The sequence below is a fragment of the Streptomyces sp. NPDC005808 genome (assembly GCF_042871385.1).
Classification (GTDB): domain Bacteria; phylum Actinomycetota; class Actinomycetes; order Streptomycetales; family Streptomycetaceae; genus Streptomyces.
In genome coordinates this window covers 751,185-771,072 of sequence record NZ_JBIAIK010000002.1, presented here as the reverse complement: position 1 = coordinate 771,072, position 19,888 = coordinate 751,185, and the positions used below count along the sequence as shown (strand labels likewise).

The following is a 19,888-nucleotide window of genomic DNA, read 5'->3' as shown; positions in this document are numbered from 1 at the left end:
GGAGACGGACACGGGGGAAGCAGCCGCCCCACGCCAGGCACGCGGATGCCCGGTGACGGAACGGAATTTCAGACCCTTGCGCGGGACTCTCTCGCTCTCACATCCCGGGCGGGCGTCGCCTCAGGCGGACCCGCCCCGCGCGAACGATGTCCGCAGCCGGTACCGGTCACCCCGGTAGGTGATGGTCGTGATCAGCACGACCCGCCCCTTGGCGTCCGTCATCGCCGACTCCATGACGAGCACCGGGTCACCGGGAGCAATGTCCAGGTGCGGAGCCAGGTCGGCGGGACAGCCGCGCGACTCGACCATCGACTCGGCGTCGAGGGGTTCGGACCCAGCGGCGGTCAGCTCGTCCAGCATGGATGCGTGGGTGAAGTCGGCCTCGCTCAGGCCGGGCGCCAGGTTCAGCGGGACCCGCGAGGAGTCGACGCCGATGGGCAGCCCGTCGAGCAGCCGGACCCTGTCCAGACGGAAGAGTTCCGTCCCGGCGGCCACCCCGAACTCGTCGCCCTCGTCGAGCGTGGCCGGGCTGACGTCCGCGCTCAGCACCAGCGAGGAGGGCGTCAGACCCTTGCGGCGTGCGGTTTCGCTGAACGACTCCAGGAAGTTGGGCCATTCCCGGTCGGTGCCGCCGCGCTCCGCGACATACCAGCCGCGTCCGTGCGAGGAGCTGAGGATCCCCTTCTCGACCAGCTCACGCAGTGCGCGCCGCAGCGTGACACGGCTGATGCCCAGTTGCCCGCACAGCTCACGCTCGGCGGGAAGGCGTCGCCCGGCAGGGAGCGAACCGTCCTTGACCCGCTGCTCGATCACCGCGACGGCCTGCACCCACAGGGGTTCGTGGTGGTCCGCGGCGATGGGCGCCAGGGTGTCCTCAGGCGTCGTGTTCACCGTGTCCTGACCTCCCCTTGTTCCTGCCGCATTTCGTGCGGTGTCGATGTGCGAGTGGGTTCCGGCCCGTCGTACGGTTCCGGTCCATTGTTCCATTGAGGTGCCCCGTTTCATCCGGCCAGCCGGTCGAAGGCCGCATCGAGTTCCTTGTCGGTGCCCCGGCGGTCGGGCTCGGCGTCGAACCGGTCGATGATGCCGACGGCGCCCTTGCGGAAGGGCGTGCCCGAGGTGAACTGCGGGAGCAGCCGGTGGAGTTTGCTGTTGTCGTAGATGAGGGAATGGCGGAAGTCCTCCGTGAGTACGGGCCCCATCCAGGGGATCTCGCGGCCGATGTCCTCGCTGGAGCGGTGCACGAGCAGCGGCTCGACGCCCGCGGCGCGGGCGAGCGAGGTGTGGATGCCGTCCCAGGTGAGGATCTCGTCCGAGGTGATGTGCAGGGATTCTCCGGTGAGGCGGTCGTCGCCGAGCAGCCCGGTGAAAGCGTGGGCGAAGTCGCGGGCGTGCATGAGGTTCCACAGTGAGGTGCCGTCTCCGTGCACGACGGCGGGCCGTCCGCGCCGCCAGCGGTCGATGACCGTCCAGCCCGCGAGGAGGGGCACGACGGTCTCGTCGTAGACGTGGGCGGGCCGGATGATCACTGCGGGGAACCCGTCGCGGCGGTAGGCGCGTTCCAGGGCCTCCTCGCACTCCAGTTTCAACCGGGGGTAGTCGAAGTTCCCGGCACGGCGGGCCGAGGACTCGTCCACGGGGAGGCGGGGCGCGGGACGGGCGTAGACGGATCCGGTGGAGATGAAGACGTACTGTCCTGTCCTGCCGGTGAACCGGGCGACGTCGGCGGCGATGTCGTCGGGGTGGTAGCCGATGAAGTTGACGACGACATCGAAGAGTTCGGTCGCGGCGAGGGCGGCGCTCATCGCGTCGGTGTCGTGGACGTCCGCGTGGAGGGCCCTGACGTTCGGCGGGACGGGTCGCCGCGTGTCACGGCCGCGCGTGACGATCGTCAGCTCCACGTCCTGCTGGGCGAGTTCGGCCACGCAGGCGGCGCTGAGCACGCCTGTGCCGCCGAGGAAGAGGACGCGCATCGTGGGACTCACCTCTTTCCGCGGGCCAGTTCGCGCCCGACCAGGTGCGTGTAACTGCGGCCGAGGAGTTCGTACATGTCGTGGTGGGAGCGGTCCATTTCCACGATGTTCCAGCGCACGGACGGGTTCGCGCGGGCGGCGGCCTCCACGTCCACGACACCGTCGCCGAAGGGCACCATGTAGTCGTCCATGCCGCGCGCCGGCCCGTCCTTGAGGTGGACGGAGACAAGGCGGTCGCCCAGCGACGCGGCGAGTGCCGCGGGATCGACTCCTCCGGTGTGGGCCCAGTAGGTGTCGAGCTGGAGGAGTACGGAGGGCTCCAGTGCGTCGAGCAGGATGTCGTACGCGGTACGGCCCTCGAAGACGTTGCGGAATTCCGCGAAGTGGTTGTGGTACGCGATGGTCATGCCGTGTACGGCGGCATTCGCGGCAGCGCGGTTGACACGGTCGGCGCCCAGGTGGATGGCGTCGACACTGGTGAACTCCTCGGGCTCCATGCTCCATACGAGGGTGTCGACACCCAACTCCTCGTACGCGTCGAGGATGTTGTCGGCGTTCTCGTCGACGGGGAAGGGGGCATGGGCGCTGCACAGTACGAGGCCAAGAGCATCCAACTCGGCGCGCACGCGTGCCGGTCGGTGCCCGTACAGGCTGATGGTCTCGACGGCCGGATAGCCGAGGGCCGCGACCTTGGCCAGGACGCCGAGCAGGTCGTCGGCTGCCTCGCTGTGCAGCGACCACAGTTGCGCCGCGATCACCGGCGGGGGTGATGTCGTCATGTGCGGTCTCCGATCGTGCGCCCGTTGCCCAGCGGCCAGCGGGTGGACCAGCTCTCCACGGTGTCCACGTCGTCGAGCCCGGCGGCCCAGAGCGCGGCCTGGCGCACCAGCTGCCGGAAGCCCGGGTTGCCCCAGGCGCGCGGGTCGTGGCCGAGAGCGCTGTAGCAGACCCGGCCCACGCCGTGCTCGCGTACGTACACGAGTGGTTCGGTATAGCCGTCGGGTCGCTCGCGGTCGGCGAGGACCGTTACGTCTTCGGCGTATTCGAGGACGTAGTACTCGTCGTCGATGGCGAAGTCGTCCAGGTGGCGGGTGACGGGGTGGCGGGTGACGGGGTGGTCGCTGCGGATCCGGACGTCGAAGCGGCCTTCGGATCCGGAGTCGCCGTGGGAGAGGTACCGGGACCCGATGAGTTCGTACGCCGTGCGGTCCGCGTCCAGGCCGCCCTCGCCGAAGCCGAAGAGGTTGCTGGCGTGCAGGGCGACGAGACCTTTCCCGGAGGCCACCAGGTCGGCCAGTGCCTGCTGTTGGCGCGGGTCGAAGACGGTCGACGAGCGGTACAGGACGTACACGTCGGCTTCTGCGGTGGCGGGCATCGGGTCGGTGAAGCGGTCGAGGCCGACGGCGCGCGCCGTGGACAGTCCGGCTTCGCTGACGATCTCCTGAAGCGCCAGGGCGGCGCCGATGAGGTCGTGGTGGAGGTCGGTTCCTTCCACCACCACCAGGGCCGAGGCGGAGCCTCGCAGTTTCATCCGGGTCCTTCCTGAAAACGGCCGCGTGCGGGGCGCGGCCGTGCGGTGCGGTTACGCCTGCTGTGCGGACTCGGCGTACTCCTTGGCCATCCGGTCGCCGCCGTTCTGCTTCCAGGTGCGCACGGCGTCCTTGAGGCTGGAGGCGGGCGAACGGCCCAGGGTGACGGCCGTGATGGCGTCCCTCATCTGCTGTTCCAGGGAGGACCCCTTGGTGTTGTACGTCTCGGAGTAGAGGTGGACGGCCGGGTTGGGCAGCAGCGCCGGGGCGGCCTTGGTCTGCCATTCGTGGTACATGCGGTCGACACCGGGCGCGCCCTGCGGATCGCACAGGACCTGTGGTCCGCCCGCGATGTAGGCAAAGCCGAGGTCCTGTTCGCGCTGGCCACGCGTGGTGAGAACGGCGACCTCGTCCTTGACGGTGTAGTCGTTGTCGCTGCCCTCGACGCCGTAGCTGAGGACGAAGGACTCGTGCGAGCCGAAAGGGGCGGCCAGGTAGTCGAGGACGCGCAGAAAGCGGTCGATCTTCTGCTTGTCGCCGGTCTTCTTCAGCATGGTCATGGCGTACGCCCCGGCACCCTGCCAGTGGGTTGCCTTGCCGCCGTCCTTCTCGAACGGATCGATCAGGCTGAACTTCAGGTCGCGGTCGTCCGCGACGATGCCGACACCGCGGACGCCGTCCGCGATGACGGCGATCTTCCCGGAACGGAAGAGCGAGTCTCGCTGCACTTTGCTCATGGTCGCGGTGTCGGGGTGGAAGTAGCCCGCCTTCTTCAGGTCGGCGAGGGCGGCGACAGCGGGTATGAACTGCTCGTGGTCGTAGTAGGTGACGAAACTGCCGTCACTCTTCTGCGTCCACCGGTTGGGCACGCCGAAGATCATCATCATGCATTCGACGGTGAGCATGTCGCCGACGCCGCTACAGAACGCGTAGATGCCGGCCCGCTTGTCGGTGACCGCCTTCGCCATCTCCTTGAGTTCGGCGAGAGTCTTCGGTGCGGGGTTGGCGCCGGCCTGCTGCAGTACGTCGCTCTTGGCGAAGAGCTGGCTGGTGAACGGCGGGTCCGACTTCGGGACACCGTAGATGCGGCCGTTGAGATAGCCGTTGAGCCAGTTCGCCTGCTGGATGCCGGCGAGGTTGGGGTACTTCTTCACGGCGTCGCCCGACAGGTACTCGCTGAGGTCGGTGAACTGGGCCTCGGCGAGCTGGGGCAGGCGGGCCACGTTCATGGCCATCGGCACGGACACGACCTCGGGCAGGTCACCACCGGCGACCAGTGCGGGGAACTTCGTGGCGAAGTCGGCGTACGGCACCCTGAGCGGCTTGAGCTGGAGGTTCAGCTCCTTGTTGAGCAGCTGCCAGTAGACGTTCTCGTCCAGCGGCGGGGCGGGCTGTCCGTAGGTCATGACCAGGAACTCGAACTCCTTGCCGTCGCCGGGCGCCTCCTTCACCGTGCGCGGGCCGTTCATCGGGAAGGACTCGTAGACAGCCATGACGCCCTCGGCGGTGGCCGGCAGCAGGGGCTTCGGCGTGTTCACGGGCTCGACGTACGTGGGTACGGGAACCGCCTTGCCTGCGGGGGCGGAGCTCACCCCTGAGCCGCCCGAACACGCGGTCAGCGCGGACAACGAAGTGGCGCTCAGCGCGGTGAAGGCGGCGCTTTTGAACAGGGTACGGCGGCTGAACTGGGGGTTGATCGGCATTCTGTCTGTCTCCTAGCCCTTGATGGCCCCGGTGAGCATGCCTTTGGACATGTGCTTGCTGAGGAAGGGATACGCGCACAGGATCGGAAGCGTGGCGATGACGACAAGGGCCATCTGCACGGACTGGGCCGGCGGCTGGTCCTGGACCTCGGCGATCGGCGCGGTCGAGCTGACGTTGCTCGCCAGCACGAAGTTCCGCATGACCAGTTGGAGCGGCCACTTGTTCGAGTCGTTGAGGTAGAGCAGCGGACCGAAGTAGTTGTTCCAGTAGCCGACCGCGATGAAGAGGCCGACGACCGCGATCACCGCTTTCGACAGCGGCAGCACCATGGACGCGAAGATGCGCCACTCCCCCGCGCCGTCCATCCGCGCGGAGTCGAAGAGTTCCTGCGGGATGGCCTGGATGAAGCCCCGCACGATCACCACGTTGAAGGCACTCACCGCGCCGGGGATGATCAGGGCCCAGTAGGTGTCGAGCATGCCGAGCTGCTTGACCATCAGGTAGACGGGGATCATGCCGGGCGCGAACAGCAGCGTGATCAGTACGAAGGACAGCAGTCCGCGCTGGAAGAGCGCTCCTCTGCGGCTGAGGCCGTAGGCGGCGAGGACCGTGCACAGGAGGCTGAAGGCCGTGCCCACCACGGTGACTCCGACGCTCACCACGATGGACCGGGCGACACCCGTGCCGTCGAAGATCTGCCGGTAGGCCTCCAAGGAGACGCTGGTGGGCCACAGCACGTAGCCGCCGTTGGCGTCGATCTGCTTCTTGGTGGCCAGACTGGTGGAGACGACCGTGAGGAAGGGGAAGATCACCACGGCGGCGATCAGGACCAGCGCGAGGCCCTTGAGGGCGAGTGCGATCGGCTTGGGCTTGCCCTGCCACACAGGGCGTTGGACGGAAGTGGTCATCGCCGGTAGATCCCTTCCTCGCCGAAGCGGTGGGCGAGCTTGTTCGCGGCGAGGACGAGGGCAAGACTGACCACGCCCTTCAGGAGGCCCGCCGCGGTGGCCACGCCCCAGTTGCCGTCCTGGACTCCGTTGAAGTACACGAACGTGTCGAGGACTTCGGCCGCTCCGGGGCCGACGGCGTCGCGCTGCAGCAGGATCTGCTCGAAGCCGACGGTGAGGGCGTCCCCCAGCCTGAGGATCAGCATCAGAACGATGATGGGACGCATGCCGGGCAGCGTGATGTGCCAGAACCTGCGCAGCGCGCCGGCGCCGTCCATGGCGGCGGACTCGTACAACTGCGGGTCGATGGCGGCGATCGCGGCGAGGAAGACGATGGTTCCCCAGCCGGCGTCCTTCCAGATGGCCTGCGAGGTGAGCAGGAGTTGGAAGGTGCCCGGGTCCGACATGATGTCGAGGCCGTTTTTCCCGTGGGTGACGAGAATGCGGCTGATGACTCCGCCGCCGCCGAGCATCTGCTGGAACAGCGCGACGATGATCACCCAGGACAGGAAGTGCGGCAGGTAGATCACCGACTGCACGAAGTTCCGCACCGCCGGCATCGCCACCGAGTTGAAGAGCACGGCGAGCAGGATCGGCACGGGGAAGAAGAGGAGCAGTTGGAGGAAGGTGATCTCGAAGGTGTTGGTCAGGGCGCCCCAGAAGAGGTCGTCCTGGAAGAGGGCCGTGAAGTTGTCCCAGCCGACCCACTGGGACTGGGTGAAGCCGAGGAACGGCACGTAGTCCATGAAGGCGACGACGCTGCCGAGCAACGGTATGTAGGTGAACAGCAGCAGGACCAGGACTGCCGGGGCCGTCATCAGCAGCAACGGCGAATCCTGCCGCAGGCGTGTGACGAAGGACTTGGCGCGAGTCGTGCCCGGCTCTTTGCCGGTCTGCTGGTGCGGGGGTGGGTGAACCGGTCGGCCCTGCAAGGACTCGGCCGGGCGTGACTGCGCGGCATTGACGGTCATGGGGACCTCTCGACACTGGGGACTGCGCAGGTACCAGAAGAGTTCGGGGAACGTACCACTTGAACCAAAGCAATACAACAAGTAGCGTCGCGGCGGGACTTGAGTGACGAACCCTCCGCACTGTCGACAGTTGGGACCCGTCTTGGACGCCTTTCGTGCTCTGCTGCCTCGCCCCGGACGGACCCAAGTCACCTCCGGTCATTGCAGGTTGACCGCCGACATGCCCATCGCTGGAGCCCACTCCCCACTGGCCGGAGCCATGCTGCGGAGCTTTCTCTCCGAGTTGCTCCACGGCACAATGCCGGGCATACCAAGCAATACCACTGAGGACCCACGGGTATTGCTCACAGACGGGGCCGATGGTTATGCCCCGGGCGCCTACACCCTGCGCGTCTCGCCCACCCAGGTCGAGATCACGGCGGGCGGCACCGAGGGGATCGCGCAGGCCCTGACCACACTGCGCCAACTGCTCCCTGACGCCGTCCACCGACGTGCGGCCGGTCCGCCCTCCGAGGGGTGGCGAGTGCCCTGCGGGCTCGTCGAGGACGAACCCGTCTTCGCCTGGCGCGGCGCGATGCTCGACGTCGCACGCCACTTCTTCCCCAAGCGGACGGTCCTGCGCTACATCGACCTGCTGGCCGCCCACCGCTTCAACCGGCTGCAACTGCACCTGTCCGACGACCAGGGCTGGCGCGTGGAGAGCCGCCGCCACCCCGAACTGCACACCGTCGGTTCCTGGCGCGCCTCCACCCGGCTCGGCCCTGACGGCCCCGACGACGGAACCCCGCACGGCGGCTACTACACCCTCGACGACCTCGCCGAGATCGCCGGCTACGCCCGGCTGCGCGGCATCACCCTCGTCCCTGAGATCGACGTGCCCGGCCACACCTCGGCCCTGCGTGCGGCGGCCCCCCATCTCGGCCGCCCCGGAGAGCCGCAGGCCGTCCTCGACACGGTGTGGAAGGGCGGCACCTCGGTCGCCCCGCTCGCCCGCACCGAGGCGTATCTGCGCGACGTGCTGGAGGAGATCATCGAGGCGACCGGTGCGCCGTACGTCCACCTCGGCGGCGACGAGTGCGCGATGGACTGGTGGGCCGAGGACCCCGAGGTGGCAGCGGCGATGGCGGCGTCCGGATACACCGAACCACGCGAGATGCACGGGCACTTCCTGCGCTCGCTCGGCCGGTTCCTGGCCGGGCTCGGCGTCCGGATGATCGTCTGGGACGAGGGCTACGTCACCGGAGGCGTGCTGCCGGACACGATCGTCATGGCCTGGCGCGGCGACGAGGCCGCGGCCCGTGCCGCGGGCACCCACGATGTCGTACGCTCCCCGCTGTTCCCGACCTACTTCAACTTCGACCAGTCCGACCTCGACGCCGAACGCCGGTCGGAGGGCGGCCCGATCACCCTGACCGACGTGGCAGACTTCGCACCCGCCCCGACCGCCTGGTCCCAGGAGCAGCGGGCCCACGTCCTCGGCGGGCAGTTCCAGATCTGGACGGAGTGGGTGCCCGACGAGCGGTACCTGGACTATCTGGCCTTCCCGCGCGCCTGCGCCCTCGCCGAGGTCCTGTGGTCCGGCGGCATCCCGGACCCTGCCGACTTCGACGCAAGGCTCGTACGCCAGTTGCGGCGGCTCGACGCGATGGGCGTGGAGTACCGGCCGCTCGCCGGTCCCCACCCGTGGCAGACCGGGGGCACCGGCGTATGGAAACGCTCCTCACCCGGCAGAATCGCGGAGACCCGCAAGTGGCTCGACTCGATCTCAGACCAGCCGTGAGCGACCGCCAGCCCGGAGGAACCCCCGTGACGAAGATCCTCGTCAGCCACATCGGCTACAACACGGCCGCCTCCAAGAAGGCGATCGTCCTGCTCAACTCACCTCAGGAAAGTGGCGACTTGGCTGCCACGGCCACGCTGGTCGGCGAGGGCACCCGGCGGCAACTGCCGGTCGGTCCCGTGGAGCACGTCGACCGCTGGTCCGTCGGCTCCTTCCGCCAGGTCGACTTCTCCGATCTGCGCACAGCGGGCGTGTACCGCATCGAGTACGGCACCGAGCGCTCCGCCGACTTCCGAGTCGACGCGACCCTCCTCCAGCAGAGCACGCTCTCGGACGTCCTGTACTACTTCCGCTCGGTGCGCTCCAGCGGCGCCATCGACCGCAAGGACCGCCACACCCGCTTCTACGGGGACGACTCCGGCCGCACGGTCGACGCCCGCGGCGGATGGCTCGACGCCTCGGGCGACCCCAGCAAGTTCCTCAGCCATCTCAACTACACCCGCATGATGAACCCGCAGCAACTACCCTTCTGCGCCTGGGCGTTCATGGAGGTCAGCGACACCCTTGCGGACCGTCACCCGCGCCTGCACCGGGTACTCGGCGACCGCCTGCGTGACGAGGCGCTGTTCGGGGCCGACTTCCTGGTCCGCTTCCAGTCGCCGGAAGGCTACTTCTACACCGCGATCTTCGACGCCCTCACCAAGGACCTCGACGAGCGCGTCATCAACGCCCCGCTCCAGGAGTGCGTGCGCACCCAGCGCTGGCAGGCGGCCTACCGTCAGGGCGGCGGCCTCGCGATCGCGGCCCTGGCCCGCGCCGCCACGCTGAACGACCACGGCGACTTCGACAGCTCCGAGTACCTGACCGCCGCCCGCCGGGGATTCGAGCATCTTGAGCGGCACAACAAGGAGTACCTGTACGACGGCGAGGAGTCCGTCATCGACGACTACTGCGCGCTGCTCGCGGCCGTGGAGCTGCTGCGGGCCGGCGCCGGGGAGCCCGATCCCGTTGTGCTGGCCGCCGCCGAGCGCCGTGCCGCCGCACTCACCGACCGCTACACCGACTCGGGCCACGGATTCGGCTACCTCCTGGGCGATGTGACGGGGCGTCCGTTCTTCCACGCCGCTGAATCCGGCCTCCCCGCCGTCGCCCTCCTGCGCTTCGCCGGCCTCTGCCCCGACTCCCCGCTCGCCCCGACCGCCCGCAGGACCGCACTCTCCCTGATGCGCGACGCGGCCCATCTCGCGGACGAGGTGGCCAACCCCTTCGGCTGTGTACGCCAGTATGTGCAGCCGACGGATTCCGCCCCGCGCACCAGCTTCTTCTACCCGCACGACAACGAGACCGGCTACTGGTGGCAGGGCGAGAACGCCAACATCTGCTCGGTGGCCTATGCGGCCCAACTGGCTGCCGAACTACCCGACTGCCCGGCCGAGTTGCGTCCGCGACTGCTGCGTCTGGCGGAGGACCAGCTGCACTGGGTGACCGGCCTCAACCCCTTCGACTCCTCCATGATCAAGGGAATCGGGCGCAACAGCGTCGAGTACCACCCGGACTATCCCAACGTCCCCGGAGGCATCCTCAACGGGATCACCTCCGGATTCGAGGACGAGCACGACATCGCGTTCATGCCCGACCACCACAGGGACACCGGCAACAGCTGGCGCTGGACCGAACAGTGGATCCCGCATTCGGCCTGGTTCCTGCTGGCCGCGGCGGCGGCCCGATGACCGCTGCCGGGCAGCCCTTCGGTCCTGCCGTCGTACGCCCTTTTCATCCGGCCGACCTGCCCGGCATGTACCGCGTGTGTCTCAGGACCGGTGACTCGGGACGGGACGCGACACCGCTCTACCGCGACCCCGACCTGCTCGGCCACATCTACGCCGCGCCCTATCCGGCCGGGGACCCCGCGCTCACCTTTGTCGCCACCGACGAGCTGGGCCCCCTCGGGTATGTCGTCGCCACGGCAGACACGTACTCCTTCGAGGTGTGGCAGGAAGAGAACTGGTGGCCCGGTCTGCGCGCCCGTTACCCTTCCGCACTCGCCGTGGACCCGGGGGACGGCACCCATGACTGGCGCCGCGTGGACCATCTCCACCGCACCCGGCCGCGCCGTGACGACCTGTACGTCCGCCACCCGGCGCACCTGCACATCGACATCCTCCCCCGCGGTCAGGGCAGCGGACTCGGCCGCCGCCTGATGGGCGCGCTGACCGCTGCCCTGCGTGACAGAGGCGTACCGGGGCTGCACCTCGGCGTGGGCAGCGGGAACCCCGGGGCACGCGCCTTCTACCTGGCGGTCGGCTTCACCGAGCTCAGCCGTCAGGAGTGGGGCTCGCAGATGGTGATGACGCTGGACTGAACGGTGTGGTCTCCGCGCGACAGAAGAATTCTCAGTGGCACGCGGACCCCCCGCCGTGCCCGCGTCCGTTGCTGTTGCGCGGCACGTCCAGGGTGGGATTGCGGTCGAAGAAACCGACCGGCTTGAGCGTGAAGCCCGTGTAGTCGACGGGCATGACGGGCCAGTCCTCGGGGCGCGGGAAGTGAGTGAGCCCGAAGGTGTGCCAGAGCACGATGTCCTCGCCGTCCACGCTGCGGTCTGCGGCCGTCCAGGACGGCAGACCGGCGCCGCCCGGGTGCTGGTTGACGAGGTCACCGGCCGGGTAGCGCTCGTCGTCGGCATGCCGGGTGACCCAGAGGTGCTTGGTCGCGAAGGCCGCTCGCGCGGTGACGGACGCCGAGTCGTCGGCGAGCAGGGTGGGGAGGGCTTCGGGCACGAGGGCGTAACCGACCGGCTGGCCCAGGCGGTTGGTGACGTCGGGGTTGACGATGTGCCAGACCCGGCCCTTGCTGCCGTCCGCGTGCCGCTGGGCCTTGCTCTCTCCGGTGAGGCGGGTGACCTGGCGGGCGAAGGCGTTGCCGTACGGATTCTTCTCGCTGATGGGGATACGGACGGCGTCGACCTCGTCGACCGCGTTGCGCTGCCCGTCGACCGACATGTCGAGTCGGGCCGAGAAGAGGTGCTGGTGGAAGGGGGCGCCGAGGCCGGGGGCGATCTCGGTGGCGAACTCCTTTCCCTCCTCGGAGTATCCGGAGGTGAAGACGACTCCGGTCGCCTTGGCCTCGCACTCGATGGTGCCGTCCAGGTAGAGGTACCAGTAGAAGCCGTAGTCGTAGTTGCCGACGGTGGTGAAGAAGGAGATGACCATACGGCGCTGGCGGCGGGTCTCGTTGGAACCCGCGAAGAGGTCGCTGTGCTTCCACAGCACCCCGTAGTCCTCCTCGTGCATGCAGATCGCGTTGCGGATGACGGAGGGCTCGCCGAGCTCGTCGGCGATGGTCACATCCGTGTAGTGGATCTCGCCCAGACAGTCACAGCCCAGCTCCAGGGAGTTGGTGTAGCGGCCGAAGAGGTACTCGCCCTGGTCGAAGTAGTTCTGCCAGAACCGGACGGGTGAGGCGTCGGCGTACGGGACGACCATCTCGGCGATCGAGGCACGGTGCACCACGGAGCGGTCTCGCCCCAATTCCCTGTCGTAGAAGGAGATCTGGTGAAGCGTCAGTCCTTCGCGGACGTTGAAGCCGATGCGCAGCGACCAGTTCTCCCACCGCAGCAGCCCGTCCTCGACGGTGAAGGACGCGCCCTCGGGCTGGGTGATCTCGATGGGCTTGAGGGTGGTGCGGGCGGGGCCGGTGTACTCCGGGTCCTGGAAGTTCCCCGACTCCCGCGGCACGGGAAGGAGTTCGTGGTCGATGATCTCCATGACGGTGCGCGCGGTGAGGTCGACGTACGCCACCAGGCCGTCCACGGGGTGGGCCCACGGGTGGTCCTGCTCATGGTCCTGGTGGAAGCCGAAGCTGCGGACGATCCGCCGGCCCGTCTCGCCCTCGTACCCGTAGTGGCCTGCCGAGAGCGGGCACGCGCGTACGGTCTCAGGGACGAGCCCGCGCCGGGCGAGCGCCGCCCGCCACCCCTCGTCGGCGTCGAGGATCTCCTGACAGGTTTCGAATTCCGAGTCCAGGATGGGCAGTTGCCCGGCGACAGAGGTGTCGATCTTCTCGAAGGTGTCGATGGTCTCGCGGGTCACCGAAACGGTCGTGTCGTACGAGTCGCCGTTCGACCTGTCGAGCAGCATCACCCGCAGCCGCCGGTCGACAGGGTCGCCCGGAGCGAAGGCGAGCAGTTCGGCCTTGGCCGGCTCATCGGGGCCGACGAAGACGAACCGTATGTCGCCGCCGAGGTGTCCGGCCTCTTCCAGCACGGCGCGGGCGGTGCGTATCTCCTCAGCGGTGAGCATCGCGAGGGGGTGGGTGGGCGTCATGTGCGTACTCCTCGGACGGGGACCGGGAAACAGCGGATCAGGCGGAGGCGGGCAGTTCGGCAGGCGCGGGCACGCGGTGTCCGCGGGCCCAGCCGAGGACGAAGGCGGCGGGGAGCAGACCGAGCAGCAGCGTGGCAAATGCCGCCGAACCACCAATCAACAAAGGGAAGTTGAGTACGGTCAACACCAGCAGCGCGATAAGTCCGAGGCCGCCGAGCGCCGGCGCCCAGAGCGTCTGCCAGCGGCGGGTGTCGCCGGCGAAGCGCCGGAAGAAGACCAGGACGGCCGCGCAGGTCAGCAGCATCAGCACATCGACGCCCGCGCTGGCGAGGCCGCCCATCCAGGTGAAGACCTCGGTGATCGGGTCCAGTCCCGCGAGGGCGAACACCGCGATCAGCACGACCGCGCTGCCCGACTGGGCCAGGGACGCCATGTACGGCGAGTGGTGGCGGGCGTGGGCACGGCCGAGACGGGCGGGCAGCGCGCCGCGGTCGGCGAGCGAGTGCACATAGCGAGCGATCACATGGTGGAAGGAGAGGACGCAGGCGAACAGGCTGGTCACGAAGAGCACTTGGGCGAGGTGTTCGGCGGACGAGCCGAGGTAGCGGTGCACGGTGGCCATCAGCATGTTCTCCGGATCGCGTGCCGCCTCGGCGACGGCCTCCTCGTCTCCCCAGGCGGAGATCAGCGCCCAGCTGGAGAGCGCGTAGAAGCCTCCGACGAGGACGAGGGCGAGATAGGTGGCGCGCGGGATGGTGCGGTCCGGGTCGCGGGCCTCGTCGCGGAAGACGGCGGTGGCCTCGAAGCCCAGGAACCCGGCGATGGCGAAGGTGACGGCGAGTCCCGGCGCTCCCGACGTGAGCCGCTCGGGGCTGACCAGTGCGGTGGACAGGCCGTGGTCCCCGCCGCGCACCAGGACCGCCGCGTTGAGCGCGAGGACGATCCCGACCTCGCCGGCCATCAGCACGCCGAGGACCTTCCCGCTGAGATCCACCTGGCGGCAGCCGAGCACACCGACCACTACGGCGACCGCTCCGGCCCAGGCCCACCAGGGCAGTTGAGGGCCGCCGTACGACTGGACGAGGCTGTCGAGCGCCACCCCGATGTACCCGTACACCGCCAGCTGGATCGCGGTGTACGTGACCAGCGCGAGGTAGGCGGACCCGAGCCCCGCGCGTCCGCCGAGGCCCTTGTCGACGTACGCGTAGAACGCTCCCGCTTCCTTGACGTACCGCGCCATCGCGCAGAAGCCGACCGCGAAGAGCAGCAGGACCACACAGCAGACGACGAAGGCGGTGGGGAAGGCGGCACCATTGCCGAGAGCGATGCCGAGCGGAACGCTGCCACCGACGACGGAGAGCGGGGCGGCGGCGGCAAGAACCATCAGCACGATGGAAGCCGTGCCGAGGGAGCCACGGAGGGCGGGCGGTGCGGTCGTGGTGGGCGGGCTCGCCGTGCTGGTCATCGCGGGCTCCTCTGCGATCGCGGTTGCCGCAAGCGGCCTGTGCCGCAGTCTCAACAGCGCGCGTTGCCGAGCCGTCACACGTCGGTGAAAGCCCCAGGCGCACCGAACGGGAGTGCGCCGCGCACGCTTTCCCGTTCCGGAACACGCACCGGCGATCTGCCGCTCATCCGGCCGAAACAGAGCGGTCCTACCGTGCGGTTCGGCACCACAGGTACGGAGGGGGCGGTTGATGAGCGTCCAGGGCACGGCTCCTTCTCCTCTCCTGCGCGGCCACTCCCCCGTCGGCGGCCTCGACCGGCGTTCCCTCGGCCCGCTGCCGGTGCTCGCCCAGTCTGTCTCCGCCGTCGCGCCGACCGCCGCGATGGCCACCACGCCGGGCCTGGTCAGGGCGGACACCGGGGTCTTCGCCGTGTGGTCGGTGGCGCTGGCGACGGTCCTCGCACTGCTGGTGGCCGCGTGCGTACGGATCTTCTCGCGCCGGATGGCCGCGCCGGGCGCCCTCTACTCCTTCACCGCCAAGGGGCTCGGCCCGGCCGCCGCGTTCTGCTGCGGTTGTGCGCTTCTGATCGGGTACGGGGTCCTTGCCATGGGCGCGCTGACCGGCTCGGGCCTGTACGCAGAACAGTTTCTGGCGCGTCTGGACATCTCGCCCGGACCACCCCAACTCACAGTTGCTGCGGTGGTGTTGGCAACGGGAACGCTCGTCGCGTACTTCCTTCTACAGGGGGTGCGGCTGTCCGCCGGGCTGACGCTCTGCCTGGAGGCGGCGTCGATCGTCCTGGCGCTGACGTTCTTCGTGGTACTGCTGGTGCGGCACGGCGCCCGTCCCGATATGCGGCAGCTCACCCCGCCGACCTCCGCGCTCGGTCCGGTGATGGCCGGTGCGCTGCCCGCCTTCGCCGCGTTCATCGGCTTCGAGAGCGCCGCCGCGCTCGGCGCCGAGACCCGGCGGCCCTTCCTGACGGTGGGGCGGGCCGTGCGATGGACCGTGATCTGCTCCGCCGCACTGTTCCTGCTCGCCGTCTACGCCCAGGTCCTCCCCACGGCCGGGGACACCTCGGTCCGGCTGCCCGCCCTGCTCGATCTGGGCGTCTCCCTCTCCTTCTTCGCCTGCGCCCTGGCGTCCGGCACCGCGCTGGTGCGGCTGCTCTTCTCGATGGGACGCGAACGGATGACCCCGCACCGCCTGGGGCGTACCCACCCCACCCACCGCACCCCGCACATCGCCATCGCCCTGGTGCTTCCGGTACTTGTCCTCGTCCCGCTGGCACTGATCGCGGCGGGGACGGCGCCGCCCGTGCTGTTCGCGCGTCTGGTGAACCTCTGTGTGTACGGATTCCTCACCGCGTACGCCCTGGTGTGCCTGGCCGCCCCTGTCTTCCTGCACCGCATCGGCGAGCTGACCCGCGGTCCGGTGGCCGTCACGGTGCTCTGCGTGCCGTCACTGCTCGCCGTCCTGCTCGCCCACGCGGCGACCGGCGGTGCCCTCATCCCCTCGCTCTTCGTGGCGCTGATGGCGGCGGGGACGGCCTGGTTCCTGTGGATGAGCAGGCGCGATCCGGCGAGCGTCGGGGCGATCGGCGTCTACGACGAGACGAGCGCCGCCGACGTGTTGCCCGAGCCGCCACGGTGAGCGGAGAGACGCTGCCACTCAGCGGCCGCCAGCCCCGCGCCGTACGCAACGCGCTTTCGGTGCTCCAGCAGGTGGCACGGGCCGGCCCGGGAGTCACCGCGAAGGAGATCTCGGCGGCGCTGCGACTCGCACCCGCCACGACGTACCGGCTGCTGAACGTGCTCGTCGAGGAGGAGTACCTGGTGCGAATGCCGGATCTACGGGGTTTCGCGCTGGGCCGCAGGGTCGCAAGCCTGGCCCCGCCCCGCCCGGTACCCGAAGTCCCCGCCGCCGCGCATGCCGTGGTCGCCCGGCTGCGGGACCGGGTGCGCTTCGGCGTCCACCTGGCGGGTATCACGGACGGCCGCGTGCACCTCACCGACCCGGACCCGGACCATCCGCCGACCGACGGCGGGCTGCTGAGAGAGCTGGCGCGCCTGCGCGACGACGGAGCGGCCGTGCGCCGCTTCGCGCTGGGCCCGCACCAGGTGTGTCTGGTCCGCCCGGTCCACAGCGCCGCGAACGGACGGCTGGCCGCCGCGCTCGCGGTGTGCGGGACGGCCGGCCGCATCGAAGCGCCCGACAACGGGCTCATCCACCACCTCAACGCGTCCGCGCAGGAGTTGACGCTCCTAGTCGTGTGATTTCCCGTTGTGTGGAATCAGATTTGTCAACGCTCACTTGATCTCGTGCGTAGGGTCTGGCCCTTCTCCGTGAGCACGGCGGATACCACACGCCTCGTGGTCGAGCTGCTCACCGACCGCGCATCAAGTCCCTTGCGCGCCTTCTGTAAAGCCGACCTCGCTACATCCTGCCGGCCCGCTCCTGGGAGGAATTCGGTCGGATCAGTGACAGCCGTGCGGCTGCTGTGGATTTCACTCACACAGCGGGGCTTCCGAAGAACCTGGTGCGGCCCGATTCGCATGTCGTCATTTTGGCCGGCTGTCCTCGTCCTGGATTGACAACGCAGAAGGAGCTCACTGAAAGGAGCCTTCCTCTTTTTCACGAGTGGAATAAGAGGATCCCTTTCCTGTTGAATCGCCCACCCGTTAGCCCCAAGCCTCACGATAGCCAAAGCGCCCGCACGTCAAAGGTCTCAATTTCGGCCCTAGGGACCCCTGGCACATCAATGCTGATTTCATAATCGTAGCGACCAGCAACCCGGCACTCCATCTTTCGGTTCCCCATCTCTGCAGGATTTCTCAGGTACGGACTGCATCTACGGTGTCAGCAATGACCAGGCCAACAAGAAGATGCACATCGCCCGCGTCAAGGGCAGTGACCTGGACAAGGTCGACGACTGGCAGTTCCTGCGGACAGACGTCACCGGCGACAACTGGATGCGCGCCGAGAACCAAGGGGACACGATCGTCCCCGGCGTTTCCAACGAGTACAGCGTCGCGCCGTGGAACAACCAGTTCGTCACCATCAGTGCGGACAGCACCCAAGCATTCAGCAACAAGGTCCGCATCTGGTCGGGGTGCTCCGCATACGGGCCCTTCGGCTACTGGGTGGACCATGACGAGGTCTGCAGAATGCCCGAGACAGGGCCCTGGGGCAGCTACGGCGACCCCAATATCTTCGCCTTCAACCCGCACGCCCATCCGGTGCTGCAGTCCTGTGACCACTGGACGTTGCCCTACAACGTCAACAGCTTCGCCAACTCCGTCTCACCAACCGGCACTCACCACCGGGACCCGAGCGTCTACAAGCCTCGGTTCATTTCCTTCCAGCTGATACCATCCGCCACCGTCACGCGCAGCAGCGAACAGTTCCAACTCATCGAGTAGAGAACACTTGACCGGCGGTGGCGCCATTCGTCAGGGCGCCACCACTGGCATCTCGGCCCGGAGGCCAGGAGGACCTATGGAACTGCGTCCCATCAGCGAGTCATGGCATAGCGTCGAAAGCTGGCTACGAGATCGCGAACGCATCCGGGAGTTGGCTCCCCCTGCTACCAGCAAGGAGATCGCCCGAGTCGAGGAACACCTCGGCATGAACCTCCACCCAGACCACACACAGCTCCTACAGGGCCACAACGGCAGCGGCAGTTTCACCCTCCCTCCCCGCTACGTAGTCCTCAGCACCAGCGAGGTCGTAGACGAGTGGCGGATCATGACGGACGTCTGGGCTGGTCACCCACACTCCCCGTACCGCCCCCATTGGGTGCCCTTCGCTTCCGACCGGGCCGGCGGGGTGCTCTACCTCGATGGCTCCCAACCCCGCGCACGCATCGGCGCTCACGATAAGGAGGGCGCCTCCCTCCTGTCGCCGCACTCCATGTGGGCGTCGCTTCCTTCACTCATGCACCACACCGCCGACGCACTGGAGTCCGGTCACATTTTGGACCGCTACCGCCGCCCCGGCGACGACGACTTCCTGCTGTGGGAGGTATTCCCAGACGCAAGCAGCAACTGACCACACAACACCCTTGAGAACGCCGCGACAGAGGCGTCCTGTCAGACGGGCTGCAAGCGGTCCCGCCTAGTACATTCATGGACATGACATTGTCGCGCTCAATCCCGACCGCTGTCATCGCGGCGGTCGCCATGTTCACGGTTGGCTGCGGGGCCCAACATGCCACCAGTAGCACCCCATTGGCCTCTAGCCCGACCCCCGACCCGTACGTCAGCATCATCCCCGCCCCGACGGCCACAGACACCGGTGGCCTTGGCGGCTTCGTTACCAGTGGACCGATTCCCTCGGCGACTCCGACCAAGGGCACCGCCTGTCTTCCTGAAGGAACGCGCGGCTCCGATGGGAGCAGCGATGCCTATGTATGCCACAAAGAGCATTGGGTGCTTCTGAAATACACCGAACCAGAACCAGGCAGCCCTTGTGGGGCGGCAGGACGCTACTTCTACGTGCACAACACTCCGACTTACGAGTGCTACGAGGGAAACTGGCGACGCATGCCCGCAACCGCGGCTCCGTCCCCGTGACTGGAACCCGGGATCCACAGGCAGGAACGCGCCTGCTCCAGCGGTCCGAGTAACCGAGCCAGCACACCGCGTTCCCCCGGCTCAGCCGGGAGGAGTGCGACAGCCGCGGGCCAGCCCGCACGCTGCTGACCGCCGCCACGGGCCCCGGGGGCGTAACGTCCCCGACCGATGAGATTGTCCTGGCGCTCCCCCCTCGACCAGGAAGTCGTAGAACAACAGCCGCACTGACACCAGGCGCTGCTGGAGCGTCGCGTTCGACAACCCTGCACCCGATTCCAGAGAAACAACGTTGGTGCCCCGACAGCTCGGCCGGGAGCTCAACTCCCGTGCATATAGGGACACATGGGCCCGCGTGGCCCGCGCCGGGTCCATGCTCTCCCGCTCGCACAACTCCAGGTACTCCGCCAGCCCCCGGGCGTAGGCATCGATCGTCCTCGGCGCCCGCCCCAAGCCCTCCCACCCTGCAACCAGACTGCAATGATCGCAAAGTCCGGAGCAGCTTCTTCCTTGCCCGCCAAGGGAGTTAAGCGGCTCGGCACGGCCGTCCGGTAGGAGGCCTTCTCCCTGCCCTGGACCTGGAAACCAACAGCTGCCCCACCTTCACGAATCAAGCACAGATACCCCTTTCGATACGCTAATGCCT

Annotated in this window: 16 protein-coding genes; 7 read left to right on the top strand and 9 right to left on the bottom strand. The window is 68.3% G+C overall.

Annotated features, from left to right (window positions below):
• Positions 1–120: 120 nt before the first annotated feature.
• The 7 genes from ACFYPC_RS06950 to ACFYPC_RS06920 all read right to left on the bottom strand — a co-directional run bounded on the left by ACFYPC_RS06950 (position 121) and on the right by ACFYPC_RS06920 (position 7,124).
• Complete coding sequence (locus ACFYPC_RS06950; protein WP_388671931.1) at positions 121–891, bottom strand: GntR family transcriptional regulator; 771 nt, start codon at positions 889–891, stop codon at positions 121–123.
• 110 nt (positions 892–1,001) lie between these two features.
• Positions 1,002–1,973: an NAD-dependent epimerase/dehydratase family protein gene (locus tag ACFYPC_RS06945; protein ID WP_388671928.1), complete on the bottom strand. Its 972-nt coding sequence runs from the start codon at positions 1,971–1,973 to the stop codon at positions 1,002–1,004.
• 8 nt (positions 1,974–1,981) lie between these two features.
• Positions 1,982–2,752 (bottom strand): sugar phosphate isomerase/epimerase family protein, encoded by a 771-nt coding sequence (locus tag ACFYPC_RS06940; RefSeq protein ID WP_388671925.1) that lies wholly within the window; start codon positions 2,750–2,752, stop codon positions 1,982–1,984.
• Complete coding sequence (locus tag ACFYPC_RS06935) at positions 2,749–3,504, bottom strand: ThuA domain-containing protein (protein WP_388671922.1); 756 nt, start codon at positions 3,502–3,504, stop codon at positions 2,749–2,751. Before ACFYPC_RS06935 ends, ACFYPC_RS06940 begins: the two co-directional genes overlap by 4 nt.
• A 51-nt stretch (positions 3,505–3,555) precedes the next feature.
• Positions 3,556–5,205, bottom strand: coding sequence for an extracellular solute-binding protein (locus tag ACFYPC_RS06930; protein ID WP_388671919.1), 1,650 nt, complete (start codon positions 5,203–5,205; stop codon positions 3,556–3,558).
• 12 nt (positions 5,206–5,217) lie between these two features.
• Positions 5,218–6,114 carry a carbohydrate ABC transporter permease gene (locus tag ACFYPC_RS06925; RefSeq protein ID WP_388671916.1) on the bottom strand — a complete coding sequence of 299 codons (897 nt, stop codon included), beginning with the start codon at positions 6,112–6,114 and terminating at the stop codon, positions 5,218–5,220.
• Positions 6,111–7,124, bottom strand: a complete 1,014-nt coding sequence (locus ACFYPC_RS06920; RefSeq protein ID WP_388671913.1) for an ABC transporter permease — start codon at positions 7,122–7,124, stop codon at positions 6,111–6,113. The genes ACFYPC_RS06925 and ACFYPC_RS06920 overlap by 4 nt, the downstream gene beginning before the upstream one ends.
• Before the next feature lie 103 nt (positions 7,125–7,227).
• Between ACFYPC_RS06920 and ACFYPC_RS06915 the strand changes: the two genes are divergently transcribed.
• From ACFYPC_RS06915 to ACFYPC_RS06905, 3 genes are read left to right on the top strand one after another with little or no spacing between them, the layout of a single operon-like run.
• The gene (locus tag ACFYPC_RS06915; protein ID WP_388671910.1) at positions 7,228–8,904 is read left to right on the top strand and encodes a beta-N-acetylhexosaminidase; all 1,677 of its coding nucleotides are present in this window, start codon (positions 7,228–7,230) and stop codon (positions 8,902–8,904) included.
• Positions 8,905–8,930: 26 nt separating this feature from the next.
• Positions 8,931–10,634: a glycoside hydrolase family 9 protein gene (locus tag ACFYPC_RS06910; RefSeq protein ID WP_388671907.1), complete on the top strand. Its 1,704-nt coding sequence runs from the start codon at positions 8,931–8,933 to the stop codon at positions 10,632–10,634.
• Positions 10,631–11,266, top strand: a complete 636-nt coding sequence (locus ACFYPC_RS06905; protein WP_388671904.1) for a GNAT family N-acetyltransferase — start codon at positions 10,631–10,633, stop codon at positions 11,264–11,266. Before ACFYPC_RS06910 ends, ACFYPC_RS06905 begins: the two co-directional genes overlap by 4 nt.
• Positions 11,267–11,297: 31 nt before the next feature.
• On the opposite strand, the gene ACFYPC_RS06900 is transcribed toward ACFYPC_RS06905, so the two are convergent.
• Both ACFYPC_RS06900 and ACFYPC_RS06895 read right to left on the bottom strand, forming a co-directional pair.
• Positions 11,298–13,226 (bottom strand): primary-amine oxidase, encoded by a 1,929-nt coding sequence (locus tag ACFYPC_RS06900; RefSeq protein ID WP_388671901.1) that lies wholly within the window; start codon positions 13,224–13,226, stop codon positions 11,298–11,300.
• Positions 13,227–13,263: 37 nt separating this feature from the next.
• Complete coding sequence (locus ACFYPC_RS06895) at positions 13,264–14,691, bottom strand: APC family permease (RefSeq protein ID WP_388671898.1); 1,428 nt, start codon at positions 14,689–14,691, stop codon at positions 13,264–13,266.
• Positions 14,692–14,920: 229 nt separating this feature from the next.
• Between ACFYPC_RS06895 and ACFYPC_RS06890 the strand changes: the two genes are divergently transcribed.
• From ACFYPC_RS06890 to ACFYPC_RS06875, 4 genes are all read left to right on the top strand, one after another.
• Complete coding sequence (locus ACFYPC_RS06890; RefSeq protein ID WP_388671895.1) at positions 14,921–16,324, top strand: APC family permease; 1,404 nt, start codon at positions 14,921–14,923, stop codon at positions 16,322–16,324.
• On the top strand, positions 16,321–16,947 hold the full coding sequence (locus tag ACFYPC_RS06885; RefSeq protein WP_388671892.1) for a helix-turn-helix domain-containing protein: 627 nt from the start codon (positions 16,321–16,323) through the stop codon (positions 16,945–16,947). The genes ACFYPC_RS06890 and ACFYPC_RS06885 overlap by 4 nt, the downstream gene beginning before the upstream one ends.
• A gap of 609 nt (positions 16,948–17,556) precedes the next feature.
• Complete coding sequence (locus ACFYPC_RS06880) at positions 17,557–18,093, top strand: hypothetical protein (protein ID WP_388671889.1); 537 nt, start codon at positions 17,557–17,559, stop codon at positions 18,091–18,093.
• Positions 18,094–18,169: 76 nt separating this feature from the next.
• The gene (locus ACFYPC_RS06875) at positions 18,170–18,721 is read left to right on the top strand and encodes an SMI1/KNR4 family protein (protein ID WP_388671886.1); all 552 of its coding nucleotides are present in this window, start codon (positions 18,170–18,172) and stop codon (positions 18,719–18,721) included.
• Positions 18,722–19,888 lie beyond the last annotated feature (1,167 nt).

Excerpts from the sequence above, each read along its gene's own strand:
- ACFYPC_RS06945 (WP_388671928.1), bottom strand. The coding sequence starts at position 1,973 with ATGCGCGTCCTCTTCCTCGGCGGCACAGGCGTGCTCAGCGCCGCCTGC.
- ACFYPC_RS06940 (WP_388671925.1), bottom strand. The coding sequence starts at position 2,752 with ATGACGACATCACCCCCGCCGGTGATCGCGGCGCAACTGTGGTCGCTG.
- ACFYPC_RS06935 (WP_388671922.1), bottom strand. The coding sequence starts at position 3,504 with ATGAAACTGCGAGGCTCCGCCTCGGCCCTGGTGGTGGTGGAAGGAACC.
- ACFYPC_RS06930 (WP_388671919.1), bottom strand. The coding sequence starts at position 5,205 with ATGCCGATCAACCCCCAGTTCAGCCGCCGTACCCTGTTCAAAAGCGCC.
- ACFYPC_RS06925 (WP_388671916.1), bottom strand. The coding sequence starts at position 6,114 with ATGACCACTTCCGTCCAACGCCCTGTGTGGCAGGGCAAGCCCAAGCCG.
- ACFYPC_RS06920 (WP_388671913.1), bottom strand. The coding sequence starts at position 7,124 with ATGACCGTCAATGCCGCGCAGTCACGCCCGGCCGAGTCCTTGCAGGGC.
- ACFYPC_RS06905 (WP_388671904.1), top strand. The coding sequence starts at position 10,631 with ATGACCGCTGCCGGGCAGCCCTTCGGTCCTGCCGTCGTACGCCCTTTT.
- ACFYPC_RS06900 (WP_388671901.1), bottom strand. The coding sequence starts at position 13,226 with ATGACGCCCACCCACCCCCTCGCGATGCTCACCGCTGAGGAGATACGC.
- ACFYPC_RS06895 (WP_388671898.1), bottom strand. The coding sequence starts at position 14,691 with ATGACCAGCACGGCGAGCCCGCCCACCACGACCGCACCGCCCGCCCTC.
- ACFYPC_RS06890 (WP_388671895.1), top strand. The coding sequence starts at position 14,921 with ATGAGCGTCCAGGGCACGGCTCCTTCTCCTCTCCTGCGCGGCCACTCC.
- ACFYPC_RS06880 (WP_388671889.1), top strand. The coding sequence starts at position 17,557 with ATGCACATCGCCCGCGTCAAGGGCAGTGACCTGGACAAGGTCGACGAC.
- ACFYPC_RS06875 (WP_388671886.1), top strand. The coding sequence starts at position 18,170 with ATGGAACTGCGTCCCATCAGCGAGTCATGGCATAGCGTCGAAAGCTGG.